Source organism: Lysinibacillus sp. NPDC093190 (genome assembly GCF_050280425.1).
Taxonomy (GTDB): Bacteria; Bacillota; Bacilli; order Bacillales_A; family Planococcaceae; genus Lysinibacillus.
Map to the genome: position 1 here is coordinate 20642 of NZ_JBNNVG010000003.1, position 15946 is coordinate 36587.

At 35.9% G+C, this 15946-nt stretch carries 14 protein-coding genes, 1 pseudogene and 1 riboswitch; of the genes and pseudogenes, 6 read left to right on the plus strand and 9 right to left on the minus strand.

Annotation, left to right across the window (positions count from 1 at the left end; translation table 11 throughout):
• Positions 1 to 21 precede the first annotated feature (21 nt).
• Together ACQKOF_RS03630 and ACQKOF_RS03635 are read right to left on the minus strand one after the other, a co-directional pair.
• Positions 22 to 1431, minus strand: coding sequence for an alpha/beta hydrolase family protein (locus ACQKOF_RS03630; protein ID WP_427553802.1), 1410 nt, complete (start codon positions 1429 to 1431; stop codon positions 22 to 24).
• A gap of 126 nt (positions 1432 to 1557) precedes the next feature.
• Positions 1558 to 2199 (minus strand): TetR/AcrR family transcriptional regulator, encoded by a 642-nt coding sequence (locus ACQKOF_RS03635; protein ID WP_427553804.1) that lies wholly within the window; start codon positions 2197 to 2199, stop codon positions 1558 to 1560.
• A 273-nt stretch (positions 2200 to 2472) separates the two neighbouring features.
• On the opposite strand from ACQKOF_RS03635, the gene ACQKOF_RS03640 reads away from it, so the two are divergent.
• The 3 genes from ACQKOF_RS03640 to ACQKOF_RS03650 are packed head-to-tail and all read left to right on the plus strand — an operon-like array spanning position 2473 to position 5682.
• Entirely contained in the window at positions 2473 to 3198 is a 726-nt protein-coding gene (locus ACQKOF_RS03640; RefSeq protein WP_427553806.1) for a hypothetical protein, read from the plus strand.
• 15 nt (positions 3199 to 3213) lie between these two features.
• Positions 3214 to 4488, plus strand: a complete 1275-nt coding sequence (locus ACQKOF_RS03645; protein ID WP_427553808.1) for an SMI1/KNR4 family protein — start codon at positions 3214 to 3216, stop codon at positions 4486 to 4488.
• An 18-nt stretch (positions 4489 to 4506) separates the two neighbouring features.
• Positions 4507 to 5682, plus strand: coding sequence for a DUF4272 domain-containing protein (locus tag ACQKOF_RS03650; protein ID WP_427553810.1), 1176 nt, complete (start codon positions 4507 to 4509; stop codon positions 5680 to 5682).
• 52 nt (positions 5683 to 5734) lie between these two features.
• Here the strand turns inward: ACQKOF_RS03650 and ACQKOF_RS03655 are convergent, their stop codons facing one another.
• The 3 genes from ACQKOF_RS03655 to ACQKOF_RS03665 form a co-directional block, all read right to left on the minus strand.
• Positions 5735 to 7159: an erythromycin esterase family protein gene (locus ACQKOF_RS03655; protein WP_427553812.1), complete on the minus strand. Its 1425-nt coding sequence runs from the start codon at positions 7157 to 7159 to the stop codon at positions 5735 to 5737.
• Between the two features lie 181 nt (positions 7160 to 7340).
• On the minus strand, positions 7341 to 7694 hold the full coding sequence (locus ACQKOF_RS03660; protein ID WP_427553814.1) for a hypothetical protein: 354 nt from the start codon (positions 7692 to 7694) through the stop codon (positions 7341 to 7343).
• A 23-nt stretch (positions 7695 to 7717) separates the two neighbouring features.
• Entirely contained in the window at positions 7718 to 8413 is a 696-nt protein-coding gene (locus tag ACQKOF_RS03665) for a DUF2225 domain-containing protein (RefSeq protein ID WP_427553816.1), read from the minus strand.
• A gap of 640 nt (positions 8414 to 9053) precedes the next feature.
• On the opposite strand from ACQKOF_RS03665, the gene ACQKOF_RS03670 reads away from it, so the two are divergent.
• Positions 9054 to 9827, plus strand: coding sequence for a Cof-type HAD-IIB family hydrolase (locus tag ACQKOF_RS03670; protein WP_427553818.1), 774 nt, complete (start codon positions 9054 to 9056; stop codon positions 9825 to 9827).
• A 195-nt stretch (positions 9828 to 10022) separates the two neighbouring features.
• Positions 10023 to 10619 carry a DedA family protein gene (locus ACQKOF_RS03675; RefSeq protein WP_427553820.1) on the plus strand — a complete coding sequence of 199 codons (597 nt, stop codon included), beginning with the start codon at positions 10023 to 10025 and terminating at the stop codon, positions 10617 to 10619.
• 119 nt (positions 10620 to 10738) lie between these two features.
• Here ACQKOF_RS03675 and ACQKOF_RS03680 read toward each other — a convergent pair.
• The 3 genes and pseudogenes from ACQKOF_RS03680 to ACQKOF_RS03690 all read right to left on the minus strand — a co-directional run.
• Positions 10739 to 12298: pseudogene (locus tag ACQKOF_RS03680) on the minus strand (IS1182 family transposase); the annotation flags it as partial.
• A gap of 166 nt (positions 12299 to 12464) precedes the next feature.
• Entirely contained in the window at positions 12465 to 13202 is a 738-nt protein-coding gene (locus ACQKOF_RS03685; RefSeq protein WP_427554154.1) for a cyclase family protein, read from the minus strand.
• A gap of 100 nt (positions 13203 to 13302) precedes the next feature.
• Positions 13303 to 13407: riboswitch (SAM riboswitch) on the minus strand.
• Between the two features lie 147 nt (positions 13408 to 13554).
• Entirely contained in the window at positions 13555 to 13965 is a 411-nt protein-coding gene (locus ACQKOF_RS03690) for a hypothetical protein (protein ID WP_427553822.1), read from the minus strand.
• A 156-nt stretch (positions 13966 to 14121) separates the two neighbouring features.
• Here ACQKOF_RS03690 and ACQKOF_RS03695 point away from each other — a divergent pair, with 156 nt between their 5' ends.
• Complete coding sequence (locus ACQKOF_RS03695; RefSeq protein ID WP_427553824.1) at positions 14122 to 14673, plus strand: SMI1/KNR4 family protein; 552 nt, start codon at positions 14122 to 14124, stop codon at positions 14671 to 14673.
• Between the two features lie 63 nt (positions 14674 to 14736).
• Here ACQKOF_RS03695 and ACQKOF_RS03700 read toward each other — a convergent pair whose 3' ends face one another.
• Complete coding sequence (locus ACQKOF_RS03700; protein WP_427553825.1) at positions 14737 to 15921, minus strand: MFS transporter; 1185 nt, start codon at positions 15919 to 15921, stop codon at positions 14737 to 14739.
• Between the last annotated feature and the right edge of the window lie 25 nt (positions 15922 to 15946).

Sequence of the window (15946 nt, forward strand, 5' to 3'; positions counted from 1 at the left end):
AACCCTGCTACACAATATGCTTTAGTGCAACGTTAAGTTTATTTCAGGATGTTCCTTCTGAATTTCTTCTAATTTATTGTCATGGATTCCTTTTAAATTTTTATTAAAAAAGCCTAGTGACAATTCATTAATCAGCATAAAAATAGCATTCACATCTGCGCCAGATTCATTAATAATTGGTGAAACTGCTGCTAAATCTGTAAAACTACCATGATTTGTTTTAGGAATAATAGCTGTGTAAACACCAGGCTTTTCAATCGTTTTATTTCTTAAATAGGATTCTACAAACAACTCATCTCGATTACCTGGTTGTTGGCTATATGCTTCTTTCATAAAATTAATGGATGCCTCCGCATTCAACAACATAAACGGCTTTTCTGGACCATTTGTTGGCATAGCGTCACCATATAAACCACCATCCATATCAATTGCCGCTTTAATGCGATCATCCTTTACAAGCATTTGTGCAGAAGTCGCACCACCAAAAGAGTGGCCTAGCATACCAATATTGTCATCATCTATTAACGCTGCAATTGCTTTAAAATTCTTATCAAAATCACCTTTAATGACCTCATCTAAAACAAATGATGTATCCTGTTCCCAAAGCTTGATACGATCACTCAGGAAGGTAATTGTATTTTCAATCGGTGTGAAATCCACACGATCTCCATCTGGGAATACAGTTGTTGCCGCATCACCTGTAAAGTTAAGAGCGACCACTACATAGCCATGGCTTGCTAGCTCCTCTAGTTGGAAGGTGTTTTGGCGACTATATAAACTCATTCCATGTGCAAATAATAGAAGCGGGAATTTTTCTTTTGACTTAATCGGCGTCGCATCTTCATAAGAATGAGTTTCCGTCAATCCTAAATGTGTTGTAGCGATATATGGAAAACCTTGTGTGGTTGCTAATTGTTGTGTTAAGGCCTCTATCTGTTCAAAGTAAGGAGAGGGCTGTCCAGTCCCTTTTTCAGCAGGATAATAAACCTGTATCATTAATTCTCGATTTACCTGATGATTAGGTACGACAAATTCTTTACGATTCTTATCGATGAGGTGAAATGCCTGGGTTCCTACCGAATATTCTCCTGTAGGTTCAGGAAAAGATATGATTGGAAAAAGCTTTGGTAAGGTGAACATTCCAAATGCTACTGCAGCAATACCTACAAGTTTTAAAATTTTCATACTTAACTTTTTTGAAACAATTGTGCTTTTAGGCTTTACAAAAACCTGCAGTGTCAATAGTAATGAAACAATATAAGCAGGGATCATACGCCAGTTAGCACTAATTGAAATAATTGTAGCTAATAATAATATATAGTTGACAACTAACATAAATATATTAATTTTAGTTATCCCACGCTGTCTAAATGTCAGTAAAATGCTTGATAATAATAAAACAATCGTAAATATAACTTCTAAGGTTTTCATATTATATCTCCTTTAACATACATGCGAATGTATGTAATTGTTCAATGATGTAAAATTGCAAGTAATCTATACATACATACAAATGTATGTAAGAGACTAAAATAATAAACTACATAAAGTAGTCTACTATTCGTGAACTTTATCAAATAAAGCTAAAAATACGCCCTTCAATTCATTATTTACAAGTGGCATTCCAATCCCTTCGAACAGTAAACTAATATGTTCGATTTTTTGAATAAACTCAGCTCGGCTTACACGAAATATTTCTGGATTCATCCAAATGTCAAAAAGCATTGTAAAGGTTTCAGCTGCTTGCTTCGGAAAAGCAATTTGTAGCGAGCCGTCTTGATTGCCTTCTTCAATAATTTTTTGAATGCCTGGCGCAACAACCTGTATTCCTTCTGTGATGCGACTATAAACAAACTCAGCAGAATTCATTTTTAAAGGGATCGTGGATAGGTTTTCTTCTTTGACACTTTGAGAAATTGAAAAAGAAATTCCTTGCCTTAAACGTTCTAAAGCATTTAAGTTTTCTAAATCGGATATTTCATTAAAATAATTATTTGCCATCAGCATTTCTTTTGTAATGGCATCAATAACATCAGCACGTGTTTTAAAATGATGATAGAAAGCTCCTCGAGTGATATCTCCCACATCATCTACAATCTCTTGAATTGTTACATTGTCCCAACCATTTACAGTGAATAATTTAACAGCTGATTCAATAATTCTTTTTCTCGTAACTTCTGGATATTTATTTCTGGCCATAAAATATCTCCTTATAGATACATTCGAATGTATTTATATAATAGAGGGAGCCGTCTTAATTGTCAACAACATACTATTTCACTCAAAACAATTAGAAAAGAACTAGTAAAGGTAAGTAATTTTGCATGTATGTTGAGCTTTAATGGAAGTAAAATCCTAGTGTTTTAAAGCGAATTAAAATCTAGTCCTAATAAGTAAATGATTTCCTGACGATACAATAGTGAAGAAAAAATGAAGGAATCATTCGTTTCAGTAAAATGGAGAGGTGAAAAAATGGATCCAAAAAAGGTAACGCTTTATCCGAAAGCAAATGATGTATTTGTAGATGTACGTTTAGCTTGTTATTTTAGACCATTGCTGTCTTTTACTGATGTAGTTGAAGGAACTGAATATGTCCTTCACCTTTTAGGAACTGATGGATTATTTTGCGAGGAAGAGTATTTAAATGCAGAGAATAACTTTTGGGGATTTCGTTACATAGACGGAAAATACGATTTTCTTGGAGATCTTCGTGTGTTTGGGGATGGGAATATGCCGGACGTATATGCTTTTCTGCAAACTGATTTTGCAAAAAACAAAAATTACTACCTGGAAAATAAAATAACTGTCAATAAATACAAAATGGGAATCCAAGATGGTTTGAATCAATTAGCTAAAAATTTCGATGTGGATTATTATGCTGAAGCATTTTATAGCTATGAATTTACTAGATATCATTATGAATGCACCGGAGAATTTAGGCATATTACAGAGCTAACAGAAAGCTGGGGCCACGATGATACGGAGGTGTTAATTAGTAAAGAAGAAGCGCAAGAGATGAGCGAGGAGTTTTTCATGAATCTAAAATGGAACGTCACGCATGACTATGGTATTGATGAGAGCTTGATTCGTGGGGCAACTGAGCGTTATCGCTTTATGTCGATCATTGGTGGCGGAACAGTATTTATACTGCTAAAACCCAAAGAGCAGACGGTATATTTATTAGAGTACTTTTCTTAACATGGAGGAATAGTCATGCAAACATGGGCTGAACGATGGACGCAATTATTAAAACAGCTTGAACAGCAAGGGGCCAGGGTGCATCCGCTTGAGATAAAGCCAGTAGCTACAGAGAACGAGCTACTAATAGTAGAGGAGCGACTTGGCGTTCGTATTCCTTTTGAGTTCCGTAATTTATTATTACTTTGTTCGCGACAAGTGGGAATGTATTGGTCTTTGCCAGACGAGGCCCTACTTCCTATTGAACTAGAATATACACCTTCAGGTGATTTTGGCTGGAGCTTGGAAGAGCTTGAATTCCCTGATTTCGGCGGAAACGGTGAAAATCTAGATGAACAACTATACTTACAGTTTCATACAGCTGGAAACGGTGATGCACTTCTTATTAGGATTGAGGATGGTTCCGTTTGGTATTGGAGTCATGAGGAAGATGAGTTTGACCTACTTGTTGGGAGTTTTAAAATCTATACTGAACGAGCCACAGCTTTAGGTTGTATAGGTGCAGATTGTGGCCAGCATCGACAGTTTTGTAGTGAGGATGGTTTGGATTTGAGCCTGACTAGCTCTGAAATATGGTTGAATTGGCTAGAACAATATTTCACACTAACTCTGAAGCAAGCAATGTCTAACTTAGAATCCTTATTAATATATGTATCGATGCATGGAGTGAAAGATAGAGTTCCAGAAGCATTTGCACAGTTTGATCCTAGTACGGTGTATTATGCACTTCGAAATAAAATTGAACAATCACTGCCACCAGCAAATAAAGAAGCATGGAGTGAAGTGCTAGCAAAGGTTTGTGCGGTGAAGGCAAGTGATTGGGTAAGGACGCTTTGGAGTGACAAAAATGATATTCCTAGCCGGGTTCGAGATTATTTAACAGCAAATTGTCTACCAGTAGAAGAAGGTTTATCTCTTGTTCTTCAAGATATTGAGAAAAAGACGATTGATCCATATACAGCTTTTCACCGACTACGTCATTTTCATAATCCGAAAACTATAGCTTGGATGAAGCCGTATGTTTCATTTCCTATAGATGGATGGGCTACGCTTTTAGCAGAATCACAGCCAAGTGCAGAGACGTTATTTGAATGGTTGAGCGGCAGTGAAGTAGAAAGGCTTATAGTGATACGGTCGGTATGGCAAATGATGCAGCATGAAATTGCGCCAACAACATGTGTAGATAAAGACAATTGGAGACAATTACTTGCTTTTTGGAAGGAAAACGAAATACTACGGAAAAATAAACAGCTGTTTAGCCAAGCTCTTGCAGGCTTAGATAGTTGGTGAATAAAAGGGGAGAGAAGAATGAACTATTTCACTATATTTGCATCTAAGAACAACATTGATGATATTGAAGTAAAAATTTCAGATGTTTTTGTAAAGGGCTTTGCAATCGATAAAAATGACAATGAGTATGTAATAAAATCCAAGGCACTGTTTAAAAAATATAAATTAATAATTAGAGTCATGTCTGAAGATTCGAATCCAGATTACTTCGCTAATAATATTCCTGGGATGATGGGTTATTACGATAACATTCCTTTTGAAGATGACAACTTAAAAGAATTAGTTTTGACTCAAATATCTGTTTTAAATACAGTGATTGCGATTGAATCGGAAAAAGAGATAAATGAAGATCAGCTGCAGTTATTTACGAACTTGCTATCAAGTATAGGGGGGATTGGCTTTTTACCGAATGGCACTTTATTAGATGATGAAGGGATCGTTATTGTTTATCATGACGGGCTATCAGGACCATCAAATTTCAGACCTCATGCATGTACACGCAAGGTAATGGGACAAGAGGTGACATCAGAAGAAGGCGAGCAAAGAAAAAATAACACGATAGTATATTTAAAGGAAAGAGCTATTCCATATACAACTTCACTTCCTCAGCTCTCACCAATTGAGGCTTGTCAGTTTAAAACGCAAGAGGACATCGCTAGAAGGGCTGTAGCCTTGTTAATAGTTATCCAATTCGCCTGTGATGTAGCACAAGGCGAAAATGTAGATGAATCGAGAGAGTTTTTCGTCAATATGTTGCGTAAATATGATGTGGATAATTATCTAACTAGCAATGAAAGAGACTTTTTACATACGTCAGAACCAAATGGGAAAGAAGCTATTAATATTTCTTGGCAATATGAGGCTTATTGGACACTTATTTGGGCACTTGGATTTGTTGAGAAGCTCGATTTTCCTGATGAAGTGTGCGATTGCGAGTATGCAATTCAAGTGGTTTCTAACTACGAATCGTTTGAACAGTTTTATTTACAAACTACTATGCGTAGTCAGGAAGAGATCTTAGATGAGGCCGACAAAATTTACAGATACCATTGGGCTTGCGTAGATAGTCGTATAAAAGACCAAGCAGCTCCTGCAGGGATGAATGAAAGCATCGTCATGGAAAGACGCAGAGGATTGTTCTGGATGATAGGGCATCGAAGTGAAGAATGGGATAACATGTCGATGGATACTTAAATATACATGAAGAATAGCAAACTAGAAAAGCTAGTTTGCTATTTTTATATTATTATTTAATATAATTAGGTTTGCTTACTTTATCAATCAGCAGAAGGCCATCATATTGATCTCGTGGAACAAGACTTTCCTGAATCATTCCCCAGCTATACGATAAACGTGGCTCAAACATCCATGAGTTTCCTCTCTCATTTTGACGGTTTCGCATGTCGATAAATGTGTATGGTTTATTTGACGATGAAAGAATATCCTCGATTGATCCTTTTACTGTCGGTAAAACGGCCATAGGTTCACCCATATTGTTTGCTGTTTCGCCACTAGTCATGTAAAGACCAAGTATATAACTATATTTCTTGTAGCTATCTGGTAGACGTTCACCCATCAATTTTACCGGATAAGGAGAACCCATTACTTCGGATTGTACTTTACGAATATGGTCATTATGCGCCCAGACGATAAATTTTTCAGTTGGATAAATCTCCTCTGCTAACCAAAGAAGGTTTTCCATCATTGATTGGTCACGCCATTCCATTGTCTTTAAAAATGAATCATATTTATTTTGTTCTAAATCAATATTTGATTGAATTGATAGTTCTACATATTCGTCTGCTAAACGGATACGGTCAGCTAAAGTACGTTCCATAAGCTTTACAATATGAGGCTCGCTCGGATAAGCCGCTTTTAACTCTTTTTCTTTTAGCTGTACTTGTGATTTTACTTGTTTATACACTTCGATAATGCTTGGTTTCGCCTTTTGGTAGCCTTTTAGATCTGTACCGAAGCTCCAGTCAACAAGTTGCTCCTCTACTTCACTGAACTGTTTTGCAAGCTTACTATTTTGTAGCCAGTCCCCGTTTGTGAATGCACCTTGCTGTTGAATATCAAAGCCTGCTAATTTTAAAGGTTTATCGGTATTCTGTATTTTTTTAGCATACTCAAATAACGGCAGTGTTTCTTTTGTCCACCATACACCAAAAATAGCATCCTTCATCGTTTGTTTCGCTGTTTGTTTATCAATTTGTCCTTGAGCATTCATGGCATTCCCCATCCCGCTTTCGAAAGCTAGGACATTGTAGCCCATTTCTTGGTGTAAAAATTGAATTAAACGTGTTTTCGCTAGACTAAATTCTGCTGCGCCATGTGAACTTTCCCCTAAAAAAACGATGCGCTTATCATGCAATAAAGGCTTTAGCATCTCTAAATCTTCAAATTTAGTAGATGGGATGTTTTGTTGACCAACTGCTTCAGGTTGAATGGATGTTAAGCTGTAAGCGTGGTCGTTTGTCCACTTTTTCCAATCTTGAAGAGTTTCATTGGATGTGCGAGTTTGCTTCACTTCTAATTTGTTATCTAAAGCTACGCGTTCTTCTACCGCTGGAACTGCAGCGGATGCATTTGAAACTCCGTTGAACGCTACAAAATTTGTTAGTGCAATACTTAATGATAATAAAACCTTACGTTTCTTACCTTTTATCACTTTCTATCAGTCCTTCGCTATATGTTAAGACCAATTATAGATAGTAAAGTTTAAAGTAAAAGGGGACTTTGTTTAAATTTTGTTTAAATTTGGTCGAATGTCATTATTTTGGATTATTCGAGCGAGGGCAGGTAAAAAAACATCTCCAAAGCGTAAGTACACTGTAGAGATGTTAATTGTTTTATTTATAGTGATACGTGCTAGCTCTTGGATTATTCCGCTGTATTTGATTGAACCATGCACGATCCTTTTCCTCTTGTTTTAATGTATTAACGATGGTTGATGAGCAGCTGACACAGATTTTTGCCTGAGTAACTTGTCCACAGCGTTCACAAGGTGCGCCTAAATTAGGGAAAATCGATTTTTTTAATTTTCCTGCTTTTACCCATTTATAGAGTAGCTCAGTTGAAACCCCAGTTAATGCAACTACCTCATCATTCGTTAAATAGCGATTATTTTTTCTCAGTAAAAAATGATGTAGTTCTGAAAAAATATCTTCTTCTCTCACATCAATCCTTTTAGTAAATAGCTGCATGTTGATTATTCTCCTCGTTTACTTCAATTGATGACTTCTTCTATATTTTCATTTGCGTTGTTAGGTTGCTCGTCATATTTATAGTTTTCCCAGCGATTTCGTGCTAGTTTTCGATATTTATTGGAAACATTTCGATCTGCTATTAGTCGAGAGAATCCTTTTTTTGCCTCAGCAATATCTCCGAGTCGAAGGCTTAATTCTGCATGTAAAAATTGAATTCTCTCTCCGCCCTCTTGATTGGATGCAAAAGATTTGCTGTAAAAGTCCCTTGCAGCCAAGAGGTAGCGCATTTCCGATTCACTATCATTTTTTAAGCGATATAGCCAGGCTATTTTTAATGCAAAATTGGCCATAAGAAGTGATTCTTCCATGGATGCTCTTGATACAAGATAAGCTAATTTAAAGCTTACAATGGCATCATCGATTGTACGTTCCTTGCACATATCCATTGGGTTTTTAAGCTCTTTTATGTATAGCTCATCAATAAGAAGCATGAAAGGTCCATATGTTCTTGTCATAGATTTGTGGTAAGCATAGCCACAATGTGGACAAACGGCAACTTCATACAATAACGGGTTTAAACCTTCGTAAACTGGCATGAAGTCTGTTTGTTCTTCGATAACTTTATATCGATTAGGGCGTACTTTATATGTAGTAAAATGCTTTTTGCAAAACTTACAATCCACACTACTTTCATAGTAGTAAATGTTAAATGCCATAAGAATCAACTCCTTTACATCCAGACTATTATTGTTTCTTTTGTTCTATTTATATGATGGATAGTATCGTTCAATATGTTTAATTTAGTTACCTTTATATTAACAATTCTATGTTCTTTGGTATACTCCTTTAGGATTATTAAAATAAAAATGTTCATTACTTTCTTAGTTATTTGAAATTTCGATATGAACCCGTAATAGTATTTATCGGTGTAGTTGGAGTAAGTTATACATTTATTTTAGTTTGTCAAATTACGTACAAATGTTAAATTAAATAGCTCTTTATTTTTTTATTATAAAATTGTTTATATAGGTGGTAATACCTATTTGTAATCTTGGTGTAAAGATGTTTCTTAATGTAAAATTACAAGTGTATTGATTGGGAAAAAACAGGGTTATTATTGACCGATAAAGAGGAATCACTCAACGCTTACCCGTAGCGGAAATTAGCTGTCTTCAAATTAGATTCATCACCAAAAGTTGTGGACGACACTTTGAATTGTATGTGTTGATTGGAGTAGAGGCTGGACGCCCCCAGGAAAGCGCCTAGCTGGAATGGGAATAAAAACCATTACTTGGTGATGTTTCTCTAATAGATATACCTAATGAAATTATGTAAAACGATAAGGAGGAGAGAACGATGGATTATAAAATTGTATTCTTTGACGTGGATGGAACGCTTGTAAACTATGAAGATGGTTGCATTGAAGAAAGTACAAGGAACGCTATTCAACAATTAAAGAGTAAAGGAATTCATATTGTTGCTGCTACAGGAAGACCTTTATCGATGTGCCAGGATTTAAGAAATGTAGGAATAGAGACGTTTATTACAGCTAATGGTGCATATGTTAAGCACCAAGATCAAGTCATACATAAAATACCTGTTGCAGAAGAAATTGTCCAGATAGTTAAGGCTTTTGCTGATGAAAATAAGCAAAGTTTATCTTTTTTTACAGAACAATTGTCAATGAATAACGTCCAAGAAGAAAAGACTTTAAAAGCTATGCAAGAAACATTATCTTTGCAAGAGTTTCCTGTTATTAATGAGGATATTTTAGCTCAAGAGGTTTATTTAATGTGTTTATATGGTGATGAGGATATAGAGAAAAAGTATACTTCAAAATTTCCTCATTTATTATTTAAAAGGTGGCATCCTTACATTACAAATGTTTTACAACAGGATGTTTCCAAATCTATTGCTGTCCATGCTGTACTAGATTATTTCGACTTGAGTCCTGAGAAAGCGCTTGCTTTTGGTGATGGAGATAATGATATCGACATGCTGGAGCAGGTTGGCTTTGGCATTGCAATGGGTAATGGTAGCGAAGCATTAAAAAAAGTCGCTGACTATGTAACGAAGAAATCAGTTGAGGATGGTATTGATTTTGCTCTACGTGAGCTACAAATAATTTAATAGTAGGCTTAAACTAATAGTAGGAATCATCTAGTCACTAAGAAAAAACTTTGATTATGAAACGCATTTTTACAATACAACATTGATAATTACATGGAGAAAACTGTATTAAATTCAATACTCATAATGTTGTCTCCTTTGAGTTATTATAAAGCTAACTATTAAAAATTATTACACTTTAGGTGGGATGGATTTATGGCGCATCACGTGCAATCTCTTATTGAACATTATGGATATTTTGGCATCATTCTTATCCTAGTAGGAGGAATTGTCGGGCTGCCACTTCCTGATGAAATATTTTTGACATATGTAGGGTATAGTGTATATCAAGAAACTCTTGCACATATTCCAGCATTAATCAGCGCTATGATAGGTGCAGCGGGGGGAATTACCCTGAGCTACTATATAGGCTATAAATTTGGGTTACCTTTATTACGAAAATACGGTTCGAAAGTCCATATTACTGAACAGAAAATTGATTTTACTAAAAAGTTATTTGAAAAAATTGGACCAATATTATTATTAATAGGGTATTTTATTCCTGGTGTACGTCATCTTACTGCATATATTGCGGCTATCAATAATTATCCTTATAAAAAATTTGCTTTCTTTGCTTATACGGGAGCAACTATATGGACATTTACTTTTATTACTTTAGGGAAGGTACTTGGAGAGAAATGGCATTATGTTGGGTTATATTTATCCCGCTACAGCATTTATCTTATAGTATTGTTCATAATAATTATGTTGATCGTTTATGTGGTTTTCAAAAAAAGGAATTTCCCGAAATAAATGATTAAGAAAGAGGCTGGGACAAAACTAGCTTCAATTAGTGAGAAATCCGAATTTGAATGAATTCAAATTCGGATTTCTCTATTTTTTATGTTGTCTCCATATAGCTCTTAGCTAATGGCTGTGAATTTTCTTAAATTCACGGCCATTAATGCGAGGCCCATCTCGTTTTCAACCTTCGATTTTCCTCGTACAGAAAATCGAGTGAAACGCAAATTAGCCTTCAAGAATCCAAAAACTGGTTCCACGTCAATTTTGCGTTGACGATAAATGGTACTCGTTTTTTCTTCTGAAAGCTTTGCTCTCACATATTCTTTTTGTTGTTCCCACTTCTCATTCACCATTAACTTACGATTATTTCCTTCTTTTGCTTTTGTACATAATGAACGGAGGGGGCATCCGGAACAGTCTTCACATTCGTATACCTTAAACTCACGCGTGAAATCATACTTATCCGTTTTCGTGGTACGATATTTAAATACAAGCTGTTGTTGGTTTGGGCAAGTGTATCGATCATTTTCTTCATCATAATCCCAGTTCGCTGTATTGAATTCGTTTTGCTTATACTTTTTCTTCTGTTCTTTTAAATACATGTTGTACGTGATTAAGGCTTCTCGCTTACGATTGGAAAGGATATCATCATAATTTTGTTCACTGCCATATCCGGCATCTGCGACGATGTGTTTTGGTAACTTAAAATAATGTTGTTCGATTTCATCTAAAAATGGGATTAATGTACGTGTATCCGTTGGGTTCGGAAAAATACTGTAGGCAAACGCATACTGACCTTCTGTAGCCACTTGTATGTTATAACCTGCCTTCAATTGACCATTTTTCATATAGTCATCTTTCATACGCATAAATGTCGCATCCGGGTCTGTTTTCGAATAACTATTTCGTTCGTTAAAGATTTCGAAGTCTCTTTGATATTTTAGTTTGCGTTCAATATAGTCGATTAATTGTTTGCGAGCTAGCTTTGGGAATTTCCGTTCCGTTCTTAAAGCCTTTCGCTCTGCTACATCCGATGAGTCCTCAATTTTTCGATCATATTCAGAAATCACTTCATCTACTTTTTCGACCATTTGAGCGAGGTCTTCCAATGCTAATTCCTTTTCATTTTCCCGTTCAATTTCTGGCATGATTTCTTTTTCAAGCAGCTCATCGTATAGCTGGTTTGACTTTTCAATTAGTCCGTTATGATATTTCTCAATCGACTTTTTCCACACGAATGTAAATTTGTTCGCATTCGCTTCAATCTTTGTTCCATCAATAAAAATAGCTTCTTGATCAATTAATTCTTCCTGTACCAGCTGGCAGCGGAATTGAACGAAGCATTGACGAATCAACTCTTTCACCTCTGGATGGACACGGAATCGGTTGATTGTGCGGTAGGTTGGTTCATACCCTTGAGCTAGCCACATCATCCGAAGACTATCTTTTAAAAGCGCTTCAATTTTGCGCCCTGAGAAGACAGATTGCGTGTAGGCACATAAGATAATTTTAAGCATCATGCGTGGATGGTAGGCAGGACAGCCCTCATTTCGAAGGAATAGTTTAAACGCTTCGGGCGGGATACTTTCGACTAAATGGTGGACATGGAAGGCAATATCATTCTTTTGTAACTTCACTTCTAAATCTAAAGGCAAAACTAATTGATTCATGTTATAATCTTTAAACATAAGGATCCTTCTTTCTGTATAATTTTGTTGTGGTGACCTAATTTTATCAGAAGTGGTCCTTATTTTTTTATGAAAAAAATTTAAAGCCGGTGAAATTTTACTGATCGTAAAATTTCACCGGCTTTTTAGTTTAGAGATGGGTTTTGTCCCAGCCCCTTTTGCTATATTAAGGCAATATTGCAAATGAACGCACAGGGAATCCAGAGGCTTTCTCAGGCTTTGGCACAATATTGAATATAGCAGCGCCTTTTGGAGGTAGCTTATCCAAATTTGTCATAAGCTCAATTTGGTAAGTATCTTGCTCAAGCACAAAATATTCGCCATCTAGCTTACCATTTTTACGAAAATCAGCTGCTGAATCTGTATCAAAAGTTTCGTGGCCAATAGCACTTACTTTTCGTTCGTTGAATAAAAATTGTAATGCTTCTAATCCCCAACCAGGAATATGATTATTACCATCCGCATCCTTGTTACTGAAAGCCTCTTTATCTGGCCAACGTTTACTCCAATCCGTACGCAACGCAACGAAGGTACCTGCTTCGATTTCCCCATATTCAGCCTCAAAATCAAGAATATCTTGAACACTTAATGTGAAGTCGTTATTAATTTCGGCTTCCTTAGATTTATCGATAACGATTAGTGGTAGGACTAGTTCTTTTAGCTCCAATTCTTCTAAATAGCGCGTATCTCGCACAAAATGGATAGGTGGATCGATATGTGTTCCGTATTGCCCAGGGAAAGTGAATTGCTGCGCAAAGAAGCCATCATCATGGGAAAATAATGTTTCAAATTTTGCATCATCAAACATAAAGAAGTGGGGCGAATTAGGACCAAATGTATGTGTTAAATCCACCCATTCTTTCGATTTCAATAGTTGAATTGCTTGTAAAAGTTCGTTTGCCATAATATCTTCCTGCTTTCTTTTAATTATTTTTGGATGCAACAATAAAAAAGAGCCCTCCTTGTAGAAAGAGGACTCTTGTGCAAAACAACTAAAGTAAGTCTTCTCATCTTCAAGGCTAAATTTCGCCAATTGGAATTAGCACCATACCTATAGGCTGGTTGCTGAGACTTCATAGGGCCAATCCCTCCGTCTCTCTTGATAAGAAAATGCGATATAAGAATTTTCAGAAATAATGTTTACAAACACTTTAGCATATTTATTTATAGTTTACAAGTTCAATAGGGATACATGGTTAAAATTCATAAAGATGCTAAAGGCAAAAAAAGAGGGCCCTCTTTAAAGGGCCAACTCTTCACCAATTCAAAATTAATGTTAGCTTACAACAGCTCTTATCAGTAAATGTTATATGAAATCCATCTGGTGTATAGTTCGTTTCGAATTTTAAAGTAATACCTGTTAACGCAATTAATTTTTCAACTTCTGTTTTATTTGATTGTTGTGCTGCGTTCATAAGATCATGTGCAAATTGCTCGGATTCATCAATTTTATCTGTAAGTAATTGTGCTTGCTGCATAATAGCCTTGATCCGTTTCGCAGAAGTCTTCAATCTATTTGTATTGACGGGTGGAAATGGACTTCTATTTGTTGGGTTTGTTGGCATTGCTAGATGTCTAGAAGGTAGTTGAGTAGTTGGTTGATTTGCCATTGCCCATGCTGGATAATAATTAGGATAGACAAAATACGGATAAGGATTGTAATACAACTAAATTCCTCCTATCCTATAGCTGATACTCTATATTATGTACAACAAAGACTTTCGGTGTTAATGGTTACTGCTTTGAAAAGCCTGAGTAAAAGGGGCTCAGTTCAATGGCTTAAATCTTGACCAATTTATTCTTTTTCAAAAGGAGTTATTAAGATGGATATTCGTGCATACATAAAAAATGGTTTTGAAGTTTACTATGAACGTTATAATCAGGTGTCTGAAGAAGGATTTTGTAGGTGGATGTGCCCTGACGTACCTGAAGAAATGAAAGTAGCTGATATCGATGCAGAGTGGTCTATGTGGAGAATGATTCCTTCCACTGTAACAGAGGAAGATATTCAAACGTTAGAAAAAGAGTTCGGACTTAATTTTCCCGAATGGTATAAAGCTTTTATTTCAACGTATCATCATTATTTTGGTGTAATACCTGACCAAAGTATTGAAGAACCTTTAAATAACGTAAGGGATATGTTTAATCCATCATTATGTAGTTTAGGATATCTTCCATTTACATGGGATACAGAGTATGGAAAAATAATTTGTATTGATTTAAATAATAATGCTGATGAAGAAAATTGTGCAATATATGAAATTGAACATGAAATTTTATTTGATGATGATGCCGATATTCAATCGTCATTAGACTATCTGTATCCAAATTTCAAGGCATATTTTGATGATACTTTCCTTGAGTCTAATAAATAGCAAAAAGGAAGGGGCATTTTAGACAGCACCTTCCTCGCATTTTTTTACTTATAAGCAACGTACCTATTGTTTGTTTCTATCGAAGATTAACCATAGGAACGTAGTAGCAGCGGCAAGCATCACCATGAAGAATCCGTATACAGGTGTATGCGCTAATGATTGGTGGCGAATGATGAATCCCCCGATGTATGAACCTAGAAAAATACCAATGTTAAAGGCCGAAATATTTAATGCTGAAGCCATTGAGATAGCTGATGGTATATATTTTTCTGAAAGTTGAACGGTATAAAGCTGTAATCCCGGTACATTCATAAACATAAATAGCCCCATCATAAAGACCATCATTAATCCAATAAACGATGATTCTAAAAAGAAGCCGATGCCGAGTAGTGCTAATGCTAAGCCAATAAAGATAATAAAGATAGAACGTAAAGGGTTATTATTTGCAAAATGACCACCTAATGTATTACCGATAGCAACACAAATACCAAATACAACTAATATAATGACAATTGCTTGAGGTGAATAGCCCATATATTGCTCTAATATAGGGGAAACATATGTGTACACTACAAACACGCCACCATATCCGATTGCTGTAATAAAGAGAATTAATAGCATTCGTATATTCCCTAATACTTTCCCGATATCGCGAATAGATATTGGATTGCCTTTCGATAATTGACTAGGCACAAGCAGAGCATTACTAATTAATCCAATAATACCAATAACGACAATAAAAATGAACGACATTCGCCAGTCAGTAACTTGTCCAATAAAAGTTCCTAATGGGACACCTGTCACAGTTGCTACTGTTAACCCTGTGAACATAATAGCTATTGCACTTGCTCGTTTATTAGGTGCCACAACATCTGCAGCGATAACAGAGGCAATAGACATAAACACGCCATGTGCTAATGCTGAAATAACACGGCCGGCAAGTAGTAATGAGAATGAGGGTGCTAGAGCTGCAAGTAAATTCCCGATAATAAAAAGCACCATGACGAGCAGCAATACATTTTTACGACTAAGGCGCGATGTTAAGGCTGTTAAAAGCGGTGCACCAATAGTTACACCTAGTGCATATATGGATACGGTTAAACCCGCAGTACTTAACGTTATACCGAAATCTTCTGTAATTAATGGAAGAAGTCCGACGCTTATAAATTCTGTAGAGCCAATACCAAAAGCACTGATCGCAAGTGCGAGTAATGTTAGTTTTGCATTCGGCACTTTTGTATTTTTCATTCTATTAATATCTCCTTTGATTTTT